At 70.2% G+C, this 22,264-nt stretch carries 17 protein-coding genes and 1 pseudogene; 13 read left to right on the forward strand and 5 right to left on the reverse strand.

Annotation, left to right across the window (positions count from 1 at the left end; translation table 11 throughout):
• The 4 genes from AB0J39_RS23080 to AB0J39_RS23095 all read left to right on the forward strand — a co-directional run.
• The coding region (locus AB0J39_RS23080; protein ID WP_363468086.1) for an amino acid ABC transporter permease at nucleotides 1-551 on the forward strand (551 nt) is incomplete at its 5' end.
• The gene (locus AB0J39_RS23085) at nucleotides 538-1,488 is read left to right on the forward strand and encodes an asparaginase (protein WP_363468088.1); all 951 of its coding nucleotides are present in this window, start codon (nucleotides 538-540) and stop codon (nucleotides 1,486-1,488) included. The genes AB0J39_RS23080 and AB0J39_RS23085, both read left to right, overlap by 14 nt.
• Before the next feature lie 21 nt (nucleotides 1,489-1,509).
• Entirely contained in the window at nucleotides 1,510-2,256 is a 747-nt protein-coding gene (locus tag AB0J39_RS23090; protein WP_363468090.1) for a copper homeostasis protein CutC, read from the forward strand.
• A 65-nt stretch (nucleotides 2,257-2,321) separates the two neighbouring features.
• On the forward strand, nucleotides 2,322-3,032 hold the full coding sequence (locus AB0J39_RS23095) for a hypothetical protein (protein ID WP_363468092.1): 711 nt from the start codon (nucleotides 2,322-2,324) through the stop codon (nucleotides 3,030-3,032).
• A 37-nt stretch (nucleotides 3,033-3,069) separates the two neighbouring features.
• Here AB0J39_RS23095 and AB0J39_RS23100 read toward each other — a convergent pair whose 3' ends face one another.
• Both AB0J39_RS23100 and AB0J39_RS23105 read right to left on the reverse strand, forming a co-directional pair.
• Complete coding sequence (locus AB0J39_RS23100) at nucleotides 3,070-5,211, reverse strand: MMPL family transporter (protein WP_363468094.1); 2,142 nt, start codon at nucleotides 5,209-5,211, stop codon at nucleotides 3,070-3,072.
• A 70-nt stretch (nucleotides 5,212-5,281) separates the two neighbouring features.
• On the reverse strand, nucleotides 5,282-5,686 hold the full coding sequence (locus AB0J39_RS23105; protein ID WP_363468096.1) for a hypothetical protein: 405 nt from the start codon (nucleotides 5,684-5,686) through the stop codon (nucleotides 5,282-5,284).
• Between the two features lie 297 nt (nucleotides 5,687-5,983).
• Here AB0J39_RS23105 and AB0J39_RS23110 point away from each other — a divergent pair, with 297 nt between their 5' ends.
• Both AB0J39_RS23110 and AB0J39_RS23115 read left to right on the forward strand, forming a co-directional pair.
• On the forward strand, nucleotides 5,984-9,952 hold the full coding sequence (locus AB0J39_RS23110) for a ThuA domain-containing protein (protein ID WP_363468098.1): 3,969 nt from the start codon (nucleotides 5,984-5,986) through the stop codon (nucleotides 9,950-9,952).
• A 92-nt stretch (nucleotides 9,953-10,044) separates the two neighbouring features.
• A complete protein-coding gene (locus AB0J39_RS23115; RefSeq protein WP_363468100.1) occupies nucleotides 10,045-10,686 on the forward strand; it encodes a hypothetical protein in 642 nt (213 codons plus the stop codon).
• A 200-nt stretch (nucleotides 10,687-10,886) separates the two neighbouring features.
• On the opposite strand, the gene AB0J39_RS23120 is transcribed toward AB0J39_RS23115, so the two are convergent.
• Nucleotides 10,887-12,062, reverse strand: a complete 1,176-nt coding sequence (locus AB0J39_RS23120; protein WP_363468102.1) for an ROK family protein — start codon at nucleotides 12,060-12,062, stop codon at nucleotides 10,887-10,889.
• Between the two features lie 307 nt (nucleotides 12,063-12,369).
• On the opposite strand from AB0J39_RS23120, the gene AB0J39_RS23125 reads away from it, so the two are divergent.
• The 7 genes from AB0J39_RS23125 (at nucleotide 12,370) to AB0J39_RS23155 (ending at nucleotide 19,133) form a co-directional block, all read left to right on the forward strand.
• The gene (locus AB0J39_RS23125; RefSeq protein WP_363468104.1) at nucleotides 12,370-13,815 is read left to right on the forward strand and encodes a sugar ABC transporter ATP-binding protein; all 1,446 of its coding nucleotides are present in this window, start codon (nucleotides 12,370-12,372) and stop codon (nucleotides 13,813-13,815) included.
• Nucleotides 13,812-14,810, forward strand: coding sequence for an ABC transporter permease (locus AB0J39_RS23130; RefSeq protein ID WP_363468106.1), 999 nt, complete (start codon nucleotides 13,812-13,814; stop codon nucleotides 14,808-14,810). The genes AB0J39_RS23125 and AB0J39_RS23130 overlap by 4 nt, the downstream gene beginning before the upstream one ends.
• Nucleotides 14,807-15,748, forward strand: coding sequence for an ABC transporter permease (locus AB0J39_RS23135; RefSeq protein ID WP_363468108.1), 942 nt, complete (start codon nucleotides 14,807-14,809; stop codon nucleotides 15,746-15,748). Before AB0J39_RS23130 ends, AB0J39_RS23135 begins: the two co-directional genes overlap by 4 nt.
• A complete protein-coding gene (locus AB0J39_RS23140) occupies nucleotides 15,735-16,967 on the forward strand; it encodes an ABC transporter substrate-binding protein (RefSeq protein ID WP_363468110.1) in 1,233 nt (410 codons plus the stop codon). The genes AB0J39_RS23135 and AB0J39_RS23140 overlap by 14 nt, the downstream gene beginning before the upstream one ends.
• Complete coding sequence (locus AB0J39_RS23145) at nucleotides 16,964-17,803, forward strand: sugar phosphate isomerase/epimerase family protein (protein WP_363468112.1); 840 nt, start codon at nucleotides 16,964-16,966, stop codon at nucleotides 17,801-17,803. The genes AB0J39_RS23140 and AB0J39_RS23145 overlap by 4 nt, the downstream gene beginning before the upstream one ends.
• A gap of 94 nt (nucleotides 17,804-17,897) precedes the next feature.
• Nucleotides 17,898-18,677: an SDR family oxidoreductase gene (locus AB0J39_RS23150; RefSeq protein ID WP_363468114.1), complete on the forward strand. Its 780-nt coding sequence runs from the start codon at nucleotides 17,898-17,900 to the stop codon at nucleotides 18,675-18,677.
• Between the two features lie 93 nt (nucleotides 18,678-18,770).
• Nucleotides 18,771-19,133, forward strand: coding sequence for an alpha-ketoglutarate-dependent dioxygenase AlkB (locus AB0J39_RS23155; protein WP_363468124.1), 363 nt, complete (start codon nucleotides 18,771-18,773; stop codon nucleotides 19,131-19,133).
• A gap of 516 nt (nucleotides 19,134-19,649) precedes the next feature.
• Here the strand turns inward: AB0J39_RS23155 and AB0J39_RS23160 are convergent.
• A pseudogene (locus AB0J39_RS23160) lies at nucleotides 19,650-20,765 on the reverse strand (MBL fold metallo-hydrolase); the annotation flags it as partial.
• Between the two features lie 26 nt (nucleotides 20,766-20,791).
• Nucleotides 20,792-22,147: an MFS transporter gene (locus AB0J39_RS23165; protein WP_363468115.1), complete on the reverse strand. Its 1,356-nt coding sequence runs from the start codon at nucleotides 22,145-22,147 to the stop codon at nucleotides 20,792-20,794.
• Between the last annotated feature and the right edge of the window lie 117 nt (nucleotides 22,148-22,264).

The raw sequence follows: 22,264 nt of genomic DNA on the forward strand, positions 1-22,264 counted from the left end.
GCCGAGCCGTCCGCCTGCCCGCCGCCGCGTACGTCGAGGCCGTGCGGACGATCCCGGCGCTGCTGCTGGTCTACCTCGTGCTGTTCGCGCTGCCGAGGTACGGCCTGGACCTCCCGCTGTTCTGGAAGCTCGTGGCGCCGCTGGCCGTGTCCAACGCGGCGGCGTTCGCCGAGATCTTCCGGGCCGGGATCATGTCCGTCGAGCGGGGGCAGGGGGAGGCCGCCCTCGCCCTCGGGCTCACCCACGGGCAGTCGATGCGGCTGGTCGTGCTGCCGCAGGCGGCCCGGCGGGTGCTGCCGTCGATCGTCAGCCAGTCGGTGGGCCTGCTGAAGGACACCTCTTTGGGCTTCGTCGTCAGCTACGCCGAACTGCTCTACAGCGGCAAGGTCCTGGCCAACTACAACGGCCTGCTCATCCAGACCTACATCGTCGTCGCGCTGGTCTACCTCGTGGTCAACGCGTCGCTGTCCGCGCTCGCCCGTTCCCTCGACCGCTCCGTCGCGGGCAGGGGCGGCCCGCGCAGGAGGAAGATCACTCGTGTCCCTCGCTGAATACGCCCCGCTCGCGGAGGTCGTGCGCTCCGGATTCGTGGAGAGCGTCCACTACGGCAGCGCGGTCGCGCTGTCGGCCGGCGGCGAGGTCGCCGTCGCGCGCGGCCCGGTGCACGCGCCGGTGCTGCCCCGCTCGTCGGCCAAGCCGTTCCAGGCCCTCGCCTGCCTGCTCGCCGGGGCCCACCTGCAGGGCCCCGCGCTCGCGATCGCCGCGGGCAGCCACACGGGCGAGGACTTCCACGTGCGGCTCGTGGCCGAGATCCTCGGCGACGCCGGGCTCGGCTTCGGCGATCTGCGCTGCCCGGCCGACTGGCCGGAGGACGAGGCCGCCCGGCAGGCGCTGGTCAGGGCGGGCCTCGGGCCGTCGCGGGAGCGGATGAACTGCTCGGGCAAGCACGCCGCGATGCTCGCCGCCGCCGTCGCCGCGGGCGCGCCCACCGCCGGCTATCTCGACCCCGGCCACTTCGTGCAGGACCGGGTCAGATGGGTGGTTGAGGATCTGTCGGGGGAGAAGGCCGCCCACGTCGCCGTCGACGGATGCGGCGCGCCGCTGTTCGGGATCTCGCTGACGGGCCTGGCCCGCGCCGTACGCGCCATGGCCGTGTCCGCGCCGGGGACGCCGCCGCGCGCGGTCGCCGACGCCATGCGGGCCCACCCCGAGTACGTCGGCGGGACCGGCCACGTGAACACCCGGCTGATGCGGGCGCTGCCCGGCGCCGTGGTGAAGGGCGGCGCCGAGGGAGTGCTGGTCGTGGCGCTCGCCTCCGGGCACGCGGCGGCCGTCAAGGCGATCGACGGCGGCCCCCGGGCGACGACCGCCGTCGCGCTCGCCGCGCTGCGGGCCGCGGGCGCGGACGTCTCGGCGGCGGCCGAGTTCACGACCGTTCCGGTGCTGGGCGGGGGAGTCCCGGTCGGCGAGATCAGCGCTGTTTTCTGAAGACGTTCGATGGGGGAGAGCATGAGCCTGACGTATGAGATCTGTATCGACAGCACGGCCGGGGCGCTGGCCGCCGAGCGCGCGGGCGCGCACCGCGTGGAGTTGTGCGCCGCGTTGTTCGAGGGCGGCCTGACGCCCACCCTCGGCACGGTCGAGGCCACGCTGGCGGCGGTCTCGACGATCCGGGTCCACGTGATCATCCGGCCCCGCGGCGGCGACTTCGTCTACGACGAGCACGAGGTGGCGGCCATGGTCCGCGACGTGGCGGCGGTGCGCGAGGCCGGGGCGCAGGGGGTCGTGATCGGGGCGCTCACCCCGGCGGGCGAGGTGGACACCGAGGTGTCCAAGCGCCTGATCGAGGCGGCCGGAGGGCTGTCGGTCACCTTCCACCGGGCCTTCGACATGACGGCCGACCCGTTCGCCGCGCTGGAGACGCTGGCGGGACTGGGGGTCGACCGGGTGCTCACCTCCGGCCAGGACAGCTCCGCCCTGGAGGGCGCGCCGCTGATCGCCGAGCTCGTCCGGCGGGCCGGCGACGGGCTCGTCGTCATGCCCGGCGGCGGCATCACCCCGCGCAACGTGAGCCGGGTGGTCGAGGCGACCGGGGCACGGGAGATCCACTTCGCCGCTCTCGTGGACGAGCCCAGCCCGGCCGTCCACCGCAACCCGTACCCCTTCATGGGCGGTGAGCTGCGCCAGCCCGAGTACGTCCGCAAGGTCACCTCGCCGGCCCTGGTCGCCGAGGTGATCACCGCCGCCCGCGGCTGAAGCCGGGCCGCATCGCGGTGACCCGCGGGCAGGAGGGGTAGACCCGTGGGCGGGAGGTGAGGCCGATGGCCACACCGGAGCGGAGCCGGCCCCATCCGGGGCCCGAGGAGGGCGTGCGGCACGGCCGGTTGTCCGCCCGCCCGGTGGCCCTCGCACGGGCGGCGTCCCCTCCCGAGCCGGGGGTGCACCGCCTGGACGGGCGCGCCCTGTTCTCCGTGCCGCCCGCCGCGGCGTCCGGGCCGTCCCCGCTCGCCGTCGTGCTGCACGGCGCGGGCGGCACCGCGGAGCAGGCGCTGGAGTGGCTGCTTCCCCAGTCCGGGGACCTCGGCGTGCTGCTGCTCGCGCCGCAGGCCGTCTCCTCCACCTGGGACGTCATCGTCGGCGGGTACGGCGCGGACGTCTCCAGGATCGACGCCGCGCTGGAGGAGGCGTTCTCCCGGGTGGCCGTCGACGTCGGCGCGGTGGCCGTGGCCGGCTTCTCCGACGGCGCCTCCTACGCGCTGTCGCTGGGGCTGGCCAACGGCGACCTGTTCCAGGCCGTGCTCGCGTTCTCCCCGGGGTTCATGGCGCCGATGATCCGGCACGGCCGTCCCCGGATCTTCGTCTCGCACGGCGCCTCCGACCGGGTGCTGCCGATCGACCAGTGCAGCAGGCGGCTCGTCCCCGAGCTGAGGGAGAGCGGTTACGAGGTGACGTACGAGGAGTTCCGCGGCGGGCACCAGGTGCCGCCGCAGACGGCCGCCGCGGCCGTCCGCTGGTGGATCTCGCAGCCCTGATTCCATGGTTTTCGCCTGGGTCACAGCACCGGCGACGTCAGCCCGGAGTAGCGGTCTGCTTGAACGGCCACCAGTTTCGCTCGCCGAGCATCACCGCGAGAGCGGGGACGAGCAGGGCCCGGACGAGGAAGGTGTCGGCGAGCAGGCCCAGGGTGACCACAAAGCCGATCTGAAACAGCGCCTCCATCGGAAGCACCATCAAAGTCGCGAAGGTGGCGGCGAGCACGAGGCCGGCAGAGGTGATCACGCCACCGGTTCGCTCCAGGGCCTCCGTCACCGCACGGCGGGTCTCGTGCCGTCGACGCCGCTCGCTGATCCGGCTGAGGAGAAACACGTTGTAGTCGACGCCCAGGGCGACGAGGAAGATGAACGCGTATATCGGCAGATTCGGGTCCGAGGCCGGCTGGCCCAGGATGTGGGTGAAGATGAGGGAACCGACGCCGAGGGCGAAGCCGAAGGAGAGGATCACGGTCGCGATCACGTAGAGCGGCATCACCACCGCGCGCAGGAGCACAGCGAGGACGACGAGGATCAGGGCAAGGCTGACCGGGACGATCAGCCTGGTGTCACGGCCGAGTGCCTGGCGGGCATCGTAGTTCTCGGCCACGGTCCCGCCGATCAGGATGGTATGGCCCTCGGCCGCGCGCTCGGCGACCTCGCGCAACACGGGGACCGCGTCGGTGGACTGCTCCGAGAACGGATCCATGCGCAGGTCCGCATCGAAGATGAGCAAGTCGTTCGCGGAGCTTCCCCGGCCTTGCGCCTCCGCACCCAGGGAGTCGCCGTCCGCCCCGACCGACCTCGCCACCGCGCGCATGCCGGCGACGGGTGTGTGCGTGCCTTCGGTGAGAGCGCTCTGGACCTTCCCGCCCACCTCGTCGGCTACGACGATGCGAAGCGGCGCGGCCCGGCCGGGGGTGAAGTGGTCGCGGATCACCTGCTGGCCGCGGACCGAGTCCGGCGCCTCGCGGAAGGACTCGGAGAAGTCGAGCGCCGGACGCGCGCCGATGCCGGCCAGCGCGCCCGCGGCGAGGACAGCGGTGACCGCCGCGGCGATCAGTCTCGGGCGTGCGTGCACGAGGCCCGCGACGCGCCCCCAGAATGTGACCGCAGGCGCGGACTCGGGCTCGAGGTGGGGAATCGCGGGCCAGAACGCCCGTCGCCCGAGGGCGGTGAGCACCGCCGGCAGGAGCGTCAGGCCGGCACAGACCATGATCGCGACACCGAGGGCGAGGATCGGGCCCATCTCGCGCGTGGCGTTGAAGTCGGCAAGGGCGAGGACCGTCATCGCGCCGACGACGATCGCTCCGGCGGAGACAATCGCTGGGGCGGTGCGCCGGGCGGCGGCGACCATCGCCTCCTCGACGTCCCGCGCCCGGCGCAGCTCGTCGCGGAACCGGGCCACGATCAGCAGACAGTAGTCGGTGCCCGCACCGAACATCAGCACGACCAGGATCGAGATCGTCTGGCCGCTGACCGCGGTGAGGCCGGCGGCGACAAGGCCGTAGGCGAGGCCGGCGGTGACGAGATAGGCGAGGGCGACGACGGCCAGCGGTACCAGAGCAACCAGCGGCGAGCGATAGGTCACGAGCAGCAGGAGCAGCAGTACAGTGACGGTCACTGCCAAAAGGGTCCCGTTGATCCCTTCGAACGCGGCCTGTCGATCGGCCTCGAAGCCGGCACGGCCGGTCACGAAGGCCCTCAATCCGTTCGCGTCGCCGGCGGCCGACGGGACTATCTCGCGGATTGCCGCGACCGCCTGCTCGATGTCGGGCGTCGAGTCATCGGTCATCAGGACCGTGCTCAAGATGACGGTGTCGTCGGGTGAGGTGAGTAGCGAAGCCCCCGGGCCCATGTCGAGCGGATCGGTCTCGCCGCAGGCGCGTTGGTAGGGGGTGGCGACCATCGTCAGGTTCGGGATCGCGCCGGACCGGCACAGCGCGAGGGCGTCGGCGTCGGCGCGCCGTCCGTCGTCCGCGGTGATCCCACTCTCGCGGAAGTAGGCGATCACCGCCGCTGTCTCGCTGCCACGCCGGAACCGCTCGTCGACGATCCGCTTGACCGCAGCCGACTCCGATCCCCGGACGAGGAAGGTCTCACTCTCGTCGGCGGCCCGCTCGCTGAGTTCGGCGTGCAGCGGCACCGCGAGCATCGCGAGCGCGAGCCACACCGCGATCACGACCCACCGTGACCGCCGACCGGCGGCGATTACGGAAGCCCTGGTGAGAGGTCGCATCGGGTCGCCGGCCTCAGAGCCCACCACCGACCCCTTCTATGTGGCTGACGACGCCATGCGCGATGTAGACGTAGATCCTCGTCGGGTCGATCTCTATCGGCACGGGCCGGCTCTTGTCGTCCTCGCGCGAAACGATGATCTCGCAGTTGTGACGGGCCGCCTTCTCACGCGCCTCGGCGAGCTCCAAGCCGAGCAGCTCCGCCGTGTCGAAGGCGTTCTCCGCGGGCCTGTACTGGTTGACGCCCCCGTTCTGCCCGGCCTCCACCATCGGGCATCGAAGCGCGGTCAGGTCGCGCCCCCCCGTCCTCGCCTCCCCGGAATCGTCGCTACATGCCGTTAGAGCCAGGGCTCCGACGGCGATCGAAACTGTGGCCGCAGCGACGCTGAGAAGCCGCCGGTGAACCGTCTGCCCGCTCATAGCGGGGACGCTAACCGAGGAAACCGTCTTGTTCAAGAGAACTAATGCCACTGGCAAACAAAACGACTGCACCGGGGGAGTCGACTTTCTCATTGTCGTGGAGAAAGTCCTTGACACATGGACAAAAGGCACAGACGCTACGTCTAACCTCAGGCGTCGAACCACATCGCTCCGGCCGCGGGGCTGGTCGCCGCCGCATTGGGAGAGGAAGTGAGTGGTATGCGGAACGCCGCGCTGCCCGCGCGGAGTGTGAGGCGTTCTTTAACCGCGCTGACTGCGGTCGCTCTCGGGGCTGCGATGCTCACCCCGGCGACCACTGCCCAAGCGAAGAGCACCCACCTGGCGGCTGCTGCCCCGGCGACGAGCACCGGGCCGGCCGAGAGTGGCTCCCTTGCGGCTCTCGCCAAGGAGGAGGACGGCAAGAGGGTCCTCATCTATACCGGCACGACCGGATACCGGCACGCGGAGGCGATCGACAACGGGCGCCCAGTGGTGCAGGCCGCTCTCAAGGCCGCAGGCTACGAGGTCGACTGGGAGGACTGCGACAACAACGGTGGCGGCGCGAACAACTGCGACAACCCGAACAAGAACCCCCGGATCTTCACCGACGAGAACCTGGCCCGATACAACGCGATCCTGTTCCTGAACGCGTCGTGGTCATGGGCCGGCGGCGGCCGGACCGGACCGCTCCTGGACCAGGCCCAGCGCGACGCGTTGATCCGCTTCACCCAGAACCGCGGCGGTATCGCGGCCGTGCACAACATGACCGACGCCGGCGCCGGCGTGTCCGTGTGGGACTGGTGGGACGGCGGGCCGGACAGCGTCATCGGCACGACGATGACCGCCCACTCGAACGGGTCGGCGACAGGCAACGCCGCGACCGTCCAGGTCGCCGACCACAACCACCTCTCCACCAAAGACCTGCCCGACACCTACCAGCTCGCCGACGAGCACTACAACTTCGTCCGCAGCGTCCGGGGCACCCACCACGTGCTCGAGACCTTCGACGAGCGCACCTACAACACCGGCAGCCAGAAAATGGGCCAGGACCACCCCACGACGTGGTGCAAGCTCTACGACGGCGACAGGGTCAAGGACGGCACCGCCACCCCGCGGTCCTACGACGACGGACGGACCTGGGTGACCTCGCAAGGTCACTTCGGCGTGCGGTACAGCGAGAACGGCGGCGACAACCCGCTGGTCAAGCAGATCGTCGGAGGGGTGCGCTGGGTCGCCGGCGAGGGAAACAAGACCGACTGCTCGGGCACCGTGTGGTCGAACTTCACCCGCACGACCCTGGTCGACAATGCGAACGGCCCGATGGCTCTCGACGTGGCGCCGGACGGCAAGCTCTACTGGACCGAGATCGGCCCCACAACGGGCTACCAGTCCCAGGGCTACGTGAAGATGCACGATCCGAACGGCCCGCCGAACAACTCGACCACGGTCGCGACGATCCCGACCCGCGCCGACCACGGCAACTCCGAGGACGGCGTGCTGGGGATGAGCCTGGAGCCGGGCTTCGACCTGTCGAACCCGAACAAGCGCGACATCTACGTCTACTATTCCCCGCGCAACCCCGCCTGGCCGACCACGGGCAACCAGCAGACGGTCGGCTACAACCTGATCAGCCGCTTCACGCTGAACGAGGCCGGCACCGCGTTCGAGCCCGCACAGGCGGGCGGAGCCGCTGACCCGGCACATCCATACGACGAGCGGGAGATCCTGCGCGTGCCCAAGGCGAAGATCTCGGGCAACCCCTCAGGCTTCCCGGGTGGCCCCACCGACAACGGCCCCGGCCATGTCGGCGGCGCGAGCCTCGTGTTCGACTCCGAAGGCAACCTCTACCTCGGCGTCGGCGACGACACCTCCCCGAACGCGCCCGGCCACAACGGCTACCCGCCGATGGACCATCGCGCCTCCGAGCGCTGGGACGCGCGCAAGACGGCGGCCAACACCGCCGACCTGCGCGGCAAGATCCTGCGCATCAAACCGATCGAGGACATTCCGCCTCCGACCTCAGGGAGCGCCCCCGACCCCGGCCTGGACAAGACCTACACGGTTCCGAAGGGCAACATGTTCCCGCCGGGGACGCCGAAGACCCGGCCGGAGATCTATGCCATGGGCTTCCGGCAGCCCTTCACGGTGCACACCGACCCCGCCAAGCCGGGTACGGTCGTCGTCGGCGAGTACTGCCACGACAACACGCTGGACCAGGCCAACCGTGCCCCGGCCGGCACCTGCGAGTGGGATCTGGTCGACGGGCCCGGCTTCCAGGGCTGGCCGTTCTGCGTCGGCGACAACTCGAAGACCAACACCACGTGGCGCTGGAACTACGAGACCAACTCCTCGACCGGTCAGCAGTACGACTGCTCGCTCGACAAGATCCCGGCCGACCTCGCCTGGGCTCCGCCGGGCGGCAAGAGTTCGCAACCCACATTCCAGGGCCTCGATGAAATCCCGGGCCCCGCGAAACCGGCGACGATCTGGCGCAAGTACCCCGGCAACCCCGGCGGTCAGGACTCGATGGCCTTCGGCGACCTGGGCCCCGGGGGCATGCAGCCGGTCACCGGCCCGGTCTACCGATACAAGGACAGCTACGGTGCCGGCGCCTTCCCGCCCTACTACGACGGCTCGTGGCTGATCACCAACCGTGGCGCCGACAACGGGTTCTGGAAGGAGGTCCGCCTGCGGGAGGACAACAACCAGATGCTCCGGGTCAACGACTGGCTGCCGGTCAACCACTTCGGCACGCCGAACAGCAGCTTCGTGATCCCGACCAGGTTCGGGCCCGACGGCGCCCTCTACATGGGGCGCTGGACCTTCGGCTGCTGCCGCAACCAGGCCAACTCCACGATGAAGATGGAGCTGGTCAAGATCGAGTTCAAGCCCTCCACCACCTGCGCGGAGGACACCCAGGCACCGACGGTGTCGCACCAGATCGAGGGCCGGGCCCACCCCAGCCAGCAGAACACCTACATCGACTCGGCCACGCTCAAGCTCACCGCCAACGATGTCGGCTGTGCCGGCGTGGAAAAGACCGAGTACCGCGTCAACGGCGGAGCGTGGACCGCCTACGACGCACCGGTCCAGATCAAGAACCCGGGGAAGTACACGGTCGACTACCGGGCCACCGATTACTCCGGGAACACCTCCAGCCCGCAGAGCGCCGTCTTCACGGTGCTCGACGGCGGCAGGACGCTCCCCACGACGTGCGACATCTTCGCCATGGGCACGGGGTGGAGTCCCGACAACTGCGAGATCACCCGCGGTGGCACCGTCACCTGGCACTTCAACGTGCCGGATGCGGGGATGCCGCACGATGTCTGGCTCGTGCCGCCCGGCGGCAATCCGGACCCGAACGGTGGCGACATCTTCGAGGTCACCAAGGGCGCTGTCTCGCCGGGAGGTCCGCCGGTCTCATACACCTTGAACAAGGAAGGGACCTGGACGGTCATCTGCAGGCTCCACTCCGGCTACGACGGCAAGAAGTGGGCAGGCATGGTCACGACGATCACGGTCGGCGGAGGGGCCAAGGGTGTCTACACCATCGCCCCGAAGCACAGCGGCAAGTACATCACGCCGCAGAACGCCTCGACCGCCGATGACGCAAAGATCGTTCAGATGAGTGCGACGGAGGGCGGCGAGCAGCAGTGGGAGGCCATTCCCTTCACCGCGGGCGCCTACCAGCTCAAGAACGTCAAGAGCGGCAAGTGCCTTGACGTGCCGACCGGCTCGACCGCGACGGGCACCCAACTCGTCCAGTACTCCTGCCATCCCGACGGACATAAGGACCAGGTCAACCAGCGCTTCTATCTCATTCCATCCGGAGATGCCTACCAGGTCAATTCGGCGGTGAGTGGCCTGTGCCTCGACATCAACGGCAACTCCAAGGCCGACGGCGCCGCGTTGATCCAGTGGACCTGCAGCAACGCCGACAACCAGCGGTTCGGCTTCACGCCGGTTTCCGCTCCCGGCGTCCCGCTGACCGTGAGCGCCTCGTCCCGCTGCGTGGGCACGACGGCGTACGTGGCGGTGACGGCCGTCAACGACGCCGATGTGCCGGCGAGCGTGACGTTGACGACTCCGTACGGTTCCAAGACCGTGGCCGACGTGGCCCCGGGCAAGCAGGCCTATCAGTCCTTCAACGCGCGGGCCGGGCAGATCGGCGCGGGCAAGGTGACGGTTGAGGGGACCGCGACGATCGATGGCAAGCAGGTCACCTCGACCTACGACGCCGCCTACAACGCGATCAGCTGCGCCTGACCGCCGTACTGAACAGTAGTAACCGGGGCCGGCCGGCTGGACGATTGCGGCCGGCCCCGCCCCCCATGCCTCCCAAAAAATGGAGTCATCACGTGAAGACCAAGAGAACCGCCCAGATACTGGCCGTGTCGGTGCTCGGCCTGGCGCTTTCGGGTGTGGTCGGTCCCGCGATGGCGGCCGACGGACCCGGCGACGGCTCTGGCGACGGAATCGACGTGTCGGTGCACATCGAGCCCACCACCACCCCCGGTCAGCTGTCGATGACGGTCGCCGACAACGACGGGGTGTCCCTCACCGAGAACGGCTCGGATGCTGCCGCCCGTCAGTTCACCGGCACCCTGCCGACGGTCACGGTGAGCGACACCCGAAGCCCCGAGGAGATCCCCGAGGGTGAGTTCTGGGCGGTCGTGGGCCAGTCGAGCCAGTTCGTCGCGGCCGACGACCCGGCCAAGACCATCGGCCCGCAGTACCTGGGCTGGAAGCCGCGCCTGCTGACCGACTCCTCCACCGGGGCGGTGTCGGCCGGTGAGCCGGTCTCCAGTGTCATCTCCGACGGCTCCGGAGCCCCCGCCGTGGGTCTGGAGGGCCAGGAGCTTCTCGTGTCGACCGCCAACTCCGCCGACGAGATCGGCACTTCGGAGGTCAACGCCGATCTGGCCCTGCGCACCCCCGTCGACGTCGCCGCCGGCGAATACCACTCCACCCTGACCCTTTCGCTGTTCAACCAGACCTGAACCGGCGGCGGCACCAGAAAGGAAACGGGCCCCCCTTCACCGAAGGGGTGGCCCGCCAACCAATTGGGGCGCTTTTCGGGGTGCGATATTTTCGCGGCACGCGTCTGACTTGTAAAGGGCCTGAATAGAAGAACCTGCCGGGAGGCCAGGCGCAGGTTCTGCGACGATCGGCGGATAGTTATGCCGTGATTCGACAGAAGTCACGTGGTGACTGACCGATCGACGGTCTCGGGAGCCAGGATGCGCTCGATGACCATGACAGCGGCGCCGGTGACGCCCGCCCGGTCACCGAGCTCGCTGGCACGGATGCCGAGACTCTGGGTGGCCAGTGGCAACGAGCGGCCGTAGATCATTTCGCGGACGCCTGCCAGAAGGTGATCGCCCGCCTCGACCAGGTCGCCGCCGATCACGATCAGCGTGGGGTTGAAGAAGTTGACGATCGAGGCGAGCGCGCTGCCGACCTCTCTGCCGCCCTGCCGGACAAGGCGGATGGCCAGGGGATTGCCTTCCTTGGTCAGGCGGACGACGTCCCGGCCGTTGGCGACGTCAAGCCCCACGTCGCGGAGGCGGGCGACCAGAGCCGCGCCGCCGGCCACGGCCTCCAGGCAGCCGACGTAGCCGCAGCGGCACTGCACCTGGTCGATGGTGGGGATGCGAATGTGGCCGATATCCCCTGCGGCGCCCCGGGCGCCGCGATGCAGCCGGCGTCCGGCGATGATGCCACAGCCGATGCCGGTGCCCGCCTTGACGAAGATCAGGTGCTCGACCTCGGGGTAGACGGCCCAGTGCTCGCCCAGCGTCATGATGTTCACGTCGTTGTCGACGAGCACAGGAACGCCGAGCCGCTCGCCGAGCCAGTCGGGCACGGGGAAGCCGTCCCAGCCCGGCATGATCGGAGGGTTGACCGCCGTGCCGCTCTCGTGGTCCACGGGGCCGGGGAGGCCGACGCCGACTCCGCATACGTCCGACGCGATGTGACCGCATTCGGCGAGCAGCTCGCGGAAGGTGTCGAGCACCCAGCTCAGCGTCGGCTCAGGTCCGCTGTCGATGGGCAGGTCGGCGGCACGTTCTGCCAGGACCGCGCCACCGAGGTCGCTGACGGCGATCCTGGCGTGGGTGACGCCGAGGTCGGCGGCGAGCACCACGCGGGCCTCACGGTTGAAGGAGAAGGCGGTGGCGGGCCTGCCGCCCGATGGAGTCGTCTCCTCGGCGGGCAGGATCAAGCGCTGGTGCAGCAGAGCGTCGATCCGCTGGGACACCGCGCTCCTCGACAGACCAGTGAGCTGGACCAGCTCAGCGCGGGTACGCGCCCGCCCGTCGCGCAGGATCGAGAGTAGTGCTCCCGCTCCGGTCCCACCGGGCATGCCCTGAGCCACTGGCGCTCCTTCGTACTCGACGTTTCCTTATGACTTACACTACGCCGCCTTTTGCTTGACCGAAGTCATAAGTCGTGTATACGCTCACGGCGATATGTGGCGGCACACCTAAAGTTCTGACGGCAGACCGGGTGCCGGTCGGGAGCGAGTTTATGAATTGTGTCAACAGCGTGCCCGAGCCGAGAATCCAGAGAGCCCAGCAGTACGGCATTGGCCGGGCCCTTACTTACTTCGCCCCTGTGGGTGACCGCGCCACGCGAATCCGCGCGGCCTTTCTCTCTTCCGTTCCCGCGGCGGAGTAGACCCGATGCTGACCATGACGGGCATCGCCAAGAGCTTCTTCGGCGTGCGGGTGTTATCCGGCGTCGACCTCGCGGTCGCGGCGGGCGAGGTCCACGCGATCGTGGGGGAGAACGGAGCGGGCAAGTCCACGCTCATGAAGATCCTCGCCGGAGTGCACGCACACGACGAGGGGACGATCGAGATCGACGGCCGGCGCGTATCGTTCGGCCATCCGCTGGACGCCCAGCACGCCGGCGTGGCGATCATCTACCAGGAGTTCAACCTGCTGCCCGAGCGGACCGTGTCCGAGAACGTCTTCCTCGGCAGGGAACCGGTACGGCGCGGCTTGGTCGATCGGACCGCGATGGACACCGAGACCGCCCGGCTGCTCGCCGAACTGGGTGAGGACTCCTTCGGCCCCCGGCAGCTGGTCAAGCGCCTGTCGGTCGCTCAGCAGCAGGTCGTGGAGATCGTCAAGGCCCTGTCGCTCGATGCCCGGATCGTCGTGATGGACGAGCCCACCGCCGCGCTCGCCGAGCACGAGGTCGAACTGCTCTACCGGCTGGTGCGGCGATTGCAGGAGCGAGGCATCGCCGTCCTCTACATCTCTCATCGGCTGCGCGAGGTGTTCGACCTCAGCGATCACGTGACGGTCATCAAGGACGGCAGGCTGGTCACCACGGTCGCCACCGGGGACGTCACCTCCGAGGATCTGGTCCGCCTCATGGTCGGGCGCGATCTGAACGGTTACTTCCCGCCACGCTCCACCTCGGTCGGGGAGACACGGCTCCAGGTCACCGGCGGCGGCAACGACCGGCTGCACGACATCGACCTGAAGCTGAACGCGGGAGAGATCGTCGGCATCGCCGGGCTTCAGGGGTCCGGCCGATCGGAGCTGGCCAAGGCCCTGTTCGGCGCCGAGCCGTTCACCCGGGGCGAGATGACGCCGGTGCGCCCGCACTCGGTCCGTGAGGGGATCCGGGCCGGAATCGGCCTGGTGACCGAGGACCGCAAGAGCGAGGGCCTGGCCCTGCGCCAGTCGGTGCGCGACAACGCCCTTCTCGTGACCCGCGCGATGGGCCGTGGTGCTCGCCGCGGCGCGGTGCGGGAAATGCTGGACCGTGTACGGCTCAAGCCGCCCCGGGAGGAGCAGGAGGTTCGCTATCTGTCCGGCGGCAACCAGCAGAAGGTCGTGCTCGCCAAGTGGATGACCGTCGCACCGAAGGTGCTCCTGTTCGACGAGCCCACCCGTGGGGTCGACGTGGGCGCCAAGGCGGCCATCCACGACCTGATGCGCGAGCTGGCCGAAGGCGGCGTCGCGATCATGATGATCTCCTCCGAGCTGCCCGAGCTGATCGGCATGAGCGACCGCATCGTCGTGCTCCGGGAGGGCCGCATCGCGGGCACCCTTCCCGCGGGCTCCTCAGAGGAGGCCATCATGAGCCTGGCCGCGGGCGAGGTGTCCCCATGACCCAGAACGTGCTTTCTGACCGCAGGGCCGGGTTCGCGGCGCTGGTCAACCCCACGAGTGTCGTCTTTTTGGCGCTGGCCGGCGTGATCCTCGTGGGCTGGGCGCTGGTCGCCGTGGACGGCGGTCAGTTCCTCACCATGGAGACCGTCGTCGGGGTGCAGCAGCGCTCGGCGGCGCTCGGGATCGTCGCGGTAGGCCAGACACTGGCCATCCTGGCGGGATCCCTCGACCTGTCGGTCGCCTACCTGATCAGCCTCACCTCGCTGGTCGCGGCGGTGACCATGGCGGGCCAGGACTCCAACATCGTGCTCGCGGTCGGCGCCGTCGTGGGAGTGAGCGCGCTGGTCGGGCTGGCCAACGGCCTTGTGATCACCAAGTTGCGCGTGCACGCCTTCATCGCCACGCTCGGCGTCGCACTGATCATCAGGGGAATCCTGGACCACCTCTACGACGGCCCGGCCGGCCGGGTGCCGGAGTCCTTCCAGGGCCTCGGCTACGACCGGTTGGGCCCCGTGCCCGTCTCGGCGTTGCTCTGGGCCGCGGTCGCACTCGTCGCCTGGTTCCTGCTCAGCCGGACCAAATACGGCTACCGCGTCTACGCCGTCGGCGGCGACGTCGAGGTCGCCAGGTTGTCCGGCATCCGCACGGATCGGGTGATCATCATCGCGCACGTGCTGTGCTCGCTCTGTGCCGGCATCGCGGGACTGCTGCTGGCCAGCAGGCTCGGCGCCGGAGCCCCGACCGTGGGCACCGACGGTGGATACGACCTCGAGTCCATCGCCGCCGTCGTCCTCGGCGGCACCGCGCTGGCCGGGGGGAGAGGAGGAGTCGCGGGCACCGTGGGCGGCGTGCTGTTGCTCGCCGTCCTGGACAGTGTGTTCAACCAGCTGGAAGTGAACTCCTTCTTCAAGGACGTCGTGCGGGGCGTGGTGATCATCGTCGCCGTCGCCGTCTACGCCCGGCGTACGGGCCTGGCCGGAAGGAGGCGGACGTGAAGCGTACGCTGCCGATCCTCGCGGTGCTGGCGGTGCTGCTGGCCGCCATCGCGATCGCCAACCCGTTCTTCCTCGAGCCCGCCGGGTTCCTCTCCTTTGTCAGGCGCGCCGCGCCCCTGGTCATCCTCGCCGCCGGGCAGTACCTGGTGATCGTCTCCGGCGAGTTCGACCTCTCGGTCGGATCGCTGGTCACCGTCGAGGTGGTCGTCGCCGCCCGCCTGATCGACGGGGACGAGGCGGCGACCTGGCCGGTTCTGGCCCTGCTGATCGTTCTCGGCCTGTTCGTCGGTCTGGTCAACGGTGCGGTGACGACCCTCCTCCGCGTGCCGTCGTTCATCACCACGCTCGGCATGATGCTCGTGCTGTCCGGCGCGGTCTTCCTGTGGACGGGCGGCGCACCGCGCGGCGCGCTCTCCCCAGCCTTCCGCGTATTCGGCAGAGAGACCGGATGGGCCGTGCTCATCGTCGTGGTCGTCGCCGTCGCGGCCGTGCTGCTGATGCGGGCGAACTTCGGTAGGACGCTCATCGCCACCGGCGACAACGAGCGCGCGGCCGCCCTGTCCGGCGTACGGGTCACCAGGGTGAAGATCATCGCGTTCACTCTCTCCGGCCTGTCCGCCGCAGTGGCCGGAATCCTGCTCGGTGGGTTCGCCGGAGTGTCGGCCCAGGTCGGCCAGGGACTGGAGTTCCAGGCCATCACCGCTGTCGTCCTGGGCGGCGTCGTCCTCGGCGGCGGCCGCGGCACGGTCATCGCCGCGATGGCCGGGGCGTTCACCCTGGAGTCCTTGTTCACCCTGCTCAACCTGTACGGCATCTCCGGGGCGCTTGAGTACACCGTGCAGGGCGTCGTCATCATCGCCGCCGTAGCGGCCGGGGCCATCCGTCTTCCCTTCCTCAACCCCCCGAAGATAAAAGGAGGCGCCCATGTCGCGTCATAGACCGCTCATCCTCGCCGTTGCGGCTCTGACGGTGCTCGCCGTCGGCGGCTGCACCAGCGACAAGCCCAGCACCACCACCGCCGCCGACACAGCCGCCGACACGGCGCCGACCGCGGCCGCTTCGACGGCGCCGGCCTCGGGGACCGGCGAGCAGTCCAAGTTCTTCGTCCAGGCCGACTACGACGCTCAGCTCGCGATGCGTTCGCAGACGGCGGAGGGACCGGCGGACAAGCCCTGGGAGCAGGCCATCGCGCCGCAGATGGTGTCCACCGCCGAGTACAAGAAGAAGGATGGGCCGTACCACCTGTGCTTCTCCAACGCGGCGGTCGACAACCCCTGGCGGCAGGTCGGCTGGAAGACCATGCAGGCCGAGGTGGCGTTGCACAAGGAGATTTCCCAGTTCACCGCCCTCGACGCCGAGGGCAAGGACGACAAGCAGATCTCTGACATCGCCGAGCTGCAGGCCAAGGGATGCGACGCGTTGATCGTCTCGCCCAACACCACGGCGACGCTCACTCCGGCGGTCAAGGGCGCCTGCGGCAAGGTCCCGGTCATCGTCTTCGACCGGGGCGTGGAGACCGACTGCCCGGTGACGTTCATCAAGCCGATCGGCGGCTACGCGTTCGGTGCCGACGCGGCCGAGTTCCTCGTGGAGAAGGTGCCGGCCGGCGGGAAGATCCTGGCGCTGCGCATCAGCCCCGGGGTGGATGTACTGGAGACCCGCTGGTCGGCGGCGAAGGCCGCCTTCGACTCCAGCGGCCTCCAGGTCGTCGGTGTGGAGTTCACCGACGGCGACGCGGCCAAGGCCAAGGGCATCGTCAACGACTACATCCAGCGGCACGGCAAGCTCGACGGCGTCTGGATGGACTCGGGAGCCACCTCCGTGGCCGTCGCCGAGGCGTTCGAGGACGCCGGCATGCCCGTCCCGCCGATGACCGGTGAAGACCAGCAGGACTTCCTGCGTAAGTGGAAGGACGACGGTCTGACCGCCGTCGCTCCCACGTACCCCACCTACCAGTGGCGCACACCGATCATCGCCGCCCTGAAGATCCTCAAGGGTGAGGAGGTGCCGAAGGTGTGGAACCTCCCGCAGCCCAAGATCACATCGGAGAACCTCGACCGGTACCTGCAGCCGAACATGCCGCCGCTGCACTACGCGCTGTGCGGCTGTGAGGGGATGCCGGGCTTCCCCGAGAAGTGGGGCGGTAAGAAGGGATGACCGCGTTCCCTCTCGGAGTGAACACCTGGGTGTGGGTGTCGCCGCTGACGGACGGCGACCTCGCGTCCCTGGTGCCCCGGGTCGCGGCCTGGGGGTTCGACGTCATCGAGCTGCCGGTGGAGCGGCCCGGCGACTGGGATCCTCACAAGGCCGCGGCACTGCTGGCCGAGCACGGGCTGAAGGCATCGGTGGTGCTGGTCATGCCGCCGGGGCGGGAGCTCGTGGCGGCCACGGCCGGGGTAGTGGAGGAGACGCAGGACTACCTGCGGCACTGCGTGGACGTGGCGGTGGCCGTGGGCTCCCCGGTGATCGGCGGGCCCGCCTACGCCTCTGTCGGCAGGACCTGGCGGATGTCGTACGGCGAGCGCCGGACGATCTACACCGAGCTCCGGAACAACCTGCAACCCGTGGTCGACTACGCCGGCGAACGCGGTGTGGCGATCGCGGTCGAGCCGCTCAACCGCTACGAGACCAGTCTGCTCAACACCGTCGAGCAGGCTCTCGATGCATTGCCCGACGGATGCGGCCTGGCGCTCGACGTCTATCACATGAACATCGAGGAGAAGGATCCGGCGCAAGCCGTGCGCGCCGCGGCGGGCCGGATCGCGCATGTGCAGGTCTGCGGAACGGATCGGGGCACACCAGGCGCCGATCGCTTCGACTGGCCCGCCTTCACCCGGGCCCTGCGTGAAGCGGACTATGCGGGCCCCCTCGTCATCGAATCCTTCACTGCCCACAACCAGACGATCGCCACCGCGGCCTCCATCTGGCGGCCGCTCGCACCGAGCCAGGACTCCCTCGCCGTGGACGGTCTGGCCTTCCTCAGGTCGCTGTAGCCGTCGGCCCGCGGTTCCCCGCCATGGCGGGGAACCGCGGGAGCGCTCGGCGAGATCAAAAGCTACAGGTGTTCCGTGTAGGTAGTGTGGGTTTATGAACACATCCGTCCCCGGTCCGCACGCCGTGCTCGTGACGGGCGCGGGCTCGGGCATCGGCCGGGCCATTGCCGAGCTGTACGCCGAGCGCGGCGTCGCCGTGCTCGCCATGGACCACGACGAGCAGGCGCTGGAGGAGCTCGCCACGCTCGACCGCGTGGTGACGCTGGCCGGCGACGTGTCTTCGGAGGAGGCCGACCAGGCCGCCGTCGCGCTCGCGGTGCGGGAGTTCGGCCGTCTCGACGCGGTCGTGCTGAACGCCGGCATCGGCGGCACCCGGCCCTGGGAGGACCCCGGCGCCGTGGAGGCCGCCGACCGCGTCATCGCCGTCAACCTCCGCGGGCCGATCCTGGGCATCAGGGCGGCGGCGCCCGCGCTGCGCGCGGCGGGAGGCGGCGCAATCGTCGTGACCGCCTCCGTCGCGGGGATGCGTGCCGACCCCGGTAACTGGGCCTACAACGCCTCGAAGGGCGCCGTGATCAACCTCGTCCGCGCCGCCGCCATCGACCACGCGCGCGACGGCATCCGGGTCAACGCCCTCGCCCCCGGCCTCACCCGGACGCGGATCAACGCCGGCGTCCGCCGGGACCCGGTGCTCACCGCCGAGATCGCGCGCCGCGTGCCGCTGCAGCGGTTCGCCGAGCCCCGGGAGCAGGCCGAGGCCGTCTGGTTCCTCACCTCGCCGGCCGCGTCGTACGTCACCGGGACCACGCTGGTCGTCGACGGCGGCCTCGACGCGAGCCTCGGCATCCTCCCCCTGCCGGCCGCACGCCGCTGACGCCGTTCAGCCGGGTGTAAATGACTGCTCTCCCTCGCGGCGGCCGGCGTAGAGTCCGGCAACTACTCCGGTCAGCACTACGACCCGGTGGACATGCCGCCGCGGGTCGCGCTGATCGCCGGCCGCGCCGCCGAGTACGCCGGGCACCCGTTCAACAACTGCCTGGCCAACCTGTACGAGACCGGCGACAACACCATGGGCTTCCATCGGGACTCCTACAGCGGCCTGGTGTCCGGCAGCGCGATCGCGATCGTCTCACTCGGGGCGCCACGTCCCCTGGTGTTCCGCAGCGTCGACCGGGCGCACCGCACCGAGGTCGTCCTCGAGCACGGCTCCCTGCTGCTGATGACCGCCGCCACCCAGCTCGCCTGGGCCCACGCCGTCCCCCGCGCCCGCTCGGCCGGGCCACGCGTCAGCCTCACCTTCCGCCGGTTCCAGCTCGAGACCGGCCAGTGAGGCGTAGTGCATGAACTTGAAGGGGTTGAGCAGCTGGTTCCGCGCGACCATCGACTCCAGCAGGCTCTGCCGCAGGCCGACGAGTTCGGCGGCGCCGGCATGGCTGAGCAGTCCCAGGCCGACGACGTGCAGGGCCAGCGGGTGCTCGCCGCGCCGGGCGAGTTCGAGGCCCGCCGTGACGAAGGCCGCCGCGCTCCGGCCGCCCAGCAGGTCCAGCGCGGCCGACAGTTCTGCGGGGGTGAAGTGCTCGACGCCCTCGCCGCTCCGGTGCCAGTATCCGGTCCGCTGGCGGTGCACGCGCTGGATGAAGTTGTCGCGGGTGACCAGGTAGGGCATGACCGCCGAGGGATGGTCCCCGAGCACGTCCGGCAGGTGATTGAGCCGCAGGATCTCGGCGAGCGTCAGGCCGTCCGAGATGCCGTCCGTGACGATCCGCTCCAGGTCGCGCAGTGCCGTCAGCAGCCCGGGGAAGGCCTCGATCGGGTAGTTCTCGGTCAGCGCCGGGTGCCCGTGGACGAGCGTGCGCGGCCGCAGGTCCATGACCGTCCGCATCGCGTCGAACAGGCCCTGCGCGGAGCCTTCCGCGAGGGTCGGCGAGCCCAGATAGGGCATGCACATGTCGCCGACGAAGGCCACCTCCAGGCCCGGGAGGTGGATGACCAGCCCGTCCTCGGTCTCTCCTCCCGCGATCGGGACGAGCGTGAAGTCCACGCCGCCGACGGTCAGCTTCTCCACGGCGTCCACCAGCCGGTCTGGGGCGACGTGGGTCTGACGGCCGTGACCGCGCGGAAGGTAGTAGCCCAGCGGTGGTGGGCCGGAGTTCTGGAGCGCGAGCTCGTGGGGGAAGTTCGCCTGGGCGATCACCATGGCGCCGTCGGCGGTGAGGGCGTCGAGGCCGCCGGCATGGTCCAGATGGGCATGCGTGAGGATCACGTGGGTGACGGGCAGCTCGGTGATCTCGCGGAGTGCGCGGAGCGCCGCGGCCGCGTGCCCGGGCGTACTGGCGGCGTCCACGGCGACCACCCCGGTGCCGGTGACGACGAAACCGACGTCGGCGAAGTCGTAGCCCTGCGCCACGTACACGCCTGGCGCGTGTTCGACCAGGCGAGGGGGGACGAAGCGGAACCCGTCCTCGGGATTCGCCCAGTAGTCGGTGATCAGGTGACCGGCCCGGCCGCGTGCCCGCGCCGCGTCCCCGGTGCGTCCGAGAAGGTCGTACGCGCGTGACAGCGCCGCGTGGACGGGTCGCATGAAGCCCGGCGGGAACTGGTCCTTGACCATGAGGACGAACTCCAGATCCGCGACCACGGTCTCGGCGCGGCCCGCGCACCCGGGCAGGCCGGCCAGGGAGATCCCGCGGTAGTAGTGGGGGAGCCCGAGGTCCAGCGCGGTGGCGGCGTCGAGCTTGGCGATCGCCGCCTCGGCCTGGCCGTCCAATCGGGACTGGAAGGCGCCGGCGAGCGCCAGCAGGAGTCCGTCGCCCGGCGTCCGGGACGACAGGTCCGCGAAGAACTCGAACCCTTCCGCGTCGAGCCCGGCGGCCGTGAACTGATTGGCCAGCACGATCCTGGTGCGCCGGTCGGCGTGCGGCCACGTGGCGACCCGGGAGAGCGCCGCGATCTCGTCGTTCATGTCTTTTCTCCGATCTGATCGCGCTGTCAGCGCGCCGGGTGCCGGTCGGCGCCGCCGGGCCGCCGGATGAGCGCGAGGGCGAGGGCGGCGCCGGCCGCCGAAGCGATCATGAACCAGCGGACGTCGTCGTGGGCGCCGATCACGGTGGCCGCGCTCGGGGTGCCGAAGACGGCGACGAAGGCGGCGACGCCGAGGGCCGAACCGATCTGGCGGAACATGGTCTGCGCGCCGATTCCGGTGGCGAGCGCCTGCGGCGCCAGGGTGGAGGTCGCCGCGATCGTGAACGCGGGCAGGGCGAGGCCCACTCCGCCGCCGCCGACGAGCATGGCGGGGAAGAACAGCGACCAGTAGGCGGGCTCCGCGCCGATGAACGCGACCCACATCACCGATCCGATCCCGAACAGCAGGGCGCCCGCACCGCCGACGAGCCCGGGGCCGACGCGCTGCGCGAGCCTGCCGGCGAACGGCGCGCACACCGCGGCCGCGACGGGGCCCGGGGTCAGCGCCAGCCCGGCACGCAGGATCGAGTAGTGCCAGGTGCCGGTGAGGAAGAGGACGTTGGCGAGCAGCATCGCCGAGAACGCGGCCGAGAACAGGGCCGCCGACAGAGCGGACAGCGCGAACGCGGGGACGCGCACGATGCTCAGCTCCAGGACGGGGGCGCGGTGTCGCCGGGAGCGCGCGGCGAACACGGCCGTGAGCACGCCGGCGGCGGCGAAACTGCCGATCACTCGTCCGTCCCAGTTCCACGCGTGCCCCTGTACGAGGCCGAGCGTGGCGAGGGAGACGGCGGCGATCAGGACGAGGGTGCCGAGACCGTCGGGCAGCGGCGGGCGGGCGGGGTCGCGGATCTCGGGCAGCACGCGGTACGCGCCGACGAGCACGATCGCGGTGAGGGGAACGTTGACGATGAAGATCCAGTGCCAGCTGAACTGGGTGAGAAGCCCGCCCAGCGACGGGCCCGAGGCGGCGCCGACCGCGCCCAGGGCGGACCAGACGCCGATCGCGGCCGCCCGGCTCCGCGGGGGGATGGAGGGCAGCAGAAGGCCCAGCGAGGTCGGGGTGATCGCGGCGGCTCCGGCCCCCTGCAGGACGCGGGCGGCGACGAGGAACCCGAGGGACGGCGAGGCCGCGCACAGGGCCGAACCCAGGCCGAACGCGAACAGCCCGGCGGTGAAGACCCGTCGCCGGCCGACGACGTCGCCGAGCTTGCCCGCGGGCACGAGCAGAGCGGCGAAGACGATCGCATAGGCGTTCAGGACCCAGGACACCCCGGCCACGGTGGAGTCCGTGAAGTCGGCCTGGATCGCCGGGACGGCGATGTTGACGATGAACACGTCGAGCGTGGAGACGAACACGGCCAGCGCCAGCACGGCGAACACGGCACGCGGGTGACCGGAGCCCTGTGGCGGGGTGAAGGGAGGTGGAGTGAAGGGGGGCGGGCCGGGAGACGCGCTTGCGTCGGCGGCGACCGCCCGCCTGCCGATATTAGTCATGAC

This window comes from Microbispora sp. NPDC049633 (genome assembly GCF_040675265.1).
GTDB lineage: Bacteria > Actinomycetota > Actinomycetes > Streptosporangiales > Streptosporangiaceae > Microbispora > Microbispora maris.

Bases quoted from the DNA above. Each gene is read 5' to 3' on its own strand.
- AB0J39_RS23155 (WP_363468124.1), top strand. From the start codon at position 18,771: ATGCCGCCGCGGGTCGCGCTGATCGCCGGCCGCGCCGCCGAGTACGCC.
- AB0J39_RS23125 (WP_363468104.1), top strand. From the start codon at position 12,370: ATGCTGACCATGACGGGCATCGCCAAGAGCTTCTTCGGCGTGCGGGTG.
- AB0J39_RS23110 (WP_363468098.1), top strand. From the start codon at position 5,984: ATGCTCACCCCGGCGACCACTGCCCAAGCGAAGAGCACCCACCTGGCG.
- AB0J39_RS23095 (WP_363468092.1), top strand. From the start codon at position 2,322: ATGGCCACACCGGAGCGGAGCCGGCCCCATCCGGGGCCCGAGGAGGGC.
- AB0J39_RS23140 (WP_363468110.1), top strand. From the start codon at position 15,735: ATGTCGCGTCATAGACCGCTCATCCTCGCCGTTGCGGCTCTGACGGTG.
- AB0J39_RS23090 (WP_363468090.1), top strand. From the start codon at position 1,510: ATGAGCCTGACGTATGAGATCTGTATCGACAGCACGGCCGGGGCGCTG.
- AB0J39_RS23130 (WP_363468106.1), top strand. From the start codon at position 13,812: ATGACCCAGAACGTGCTTTCTGACCGCAGGGCCGGGTTCGCGGCGCTG.
- AB0J39_RS23145 (WP_363468112.1), top strand. From the start codon at position 16,964: ATGACCGCGTTCCCTCTCGGAGTGAACACCTGGGTGTGGGTGTCGCCG.
- AB0J39_RS23105 (WP_363468096.1), bottom strand. From the start codon at position 5,686: ATGAGCGGGCAGACGGTTCACCGGCGGCTTCTCAGCGTCGCTGCGGCC.
- AB0J39_RS23150 (WP_363468114.1), top strand. From the start codon at position 17,898: ATGAACACATCCGTCCCCGGTCCGCACGCCGTGCTCGTGACGGGCGCG.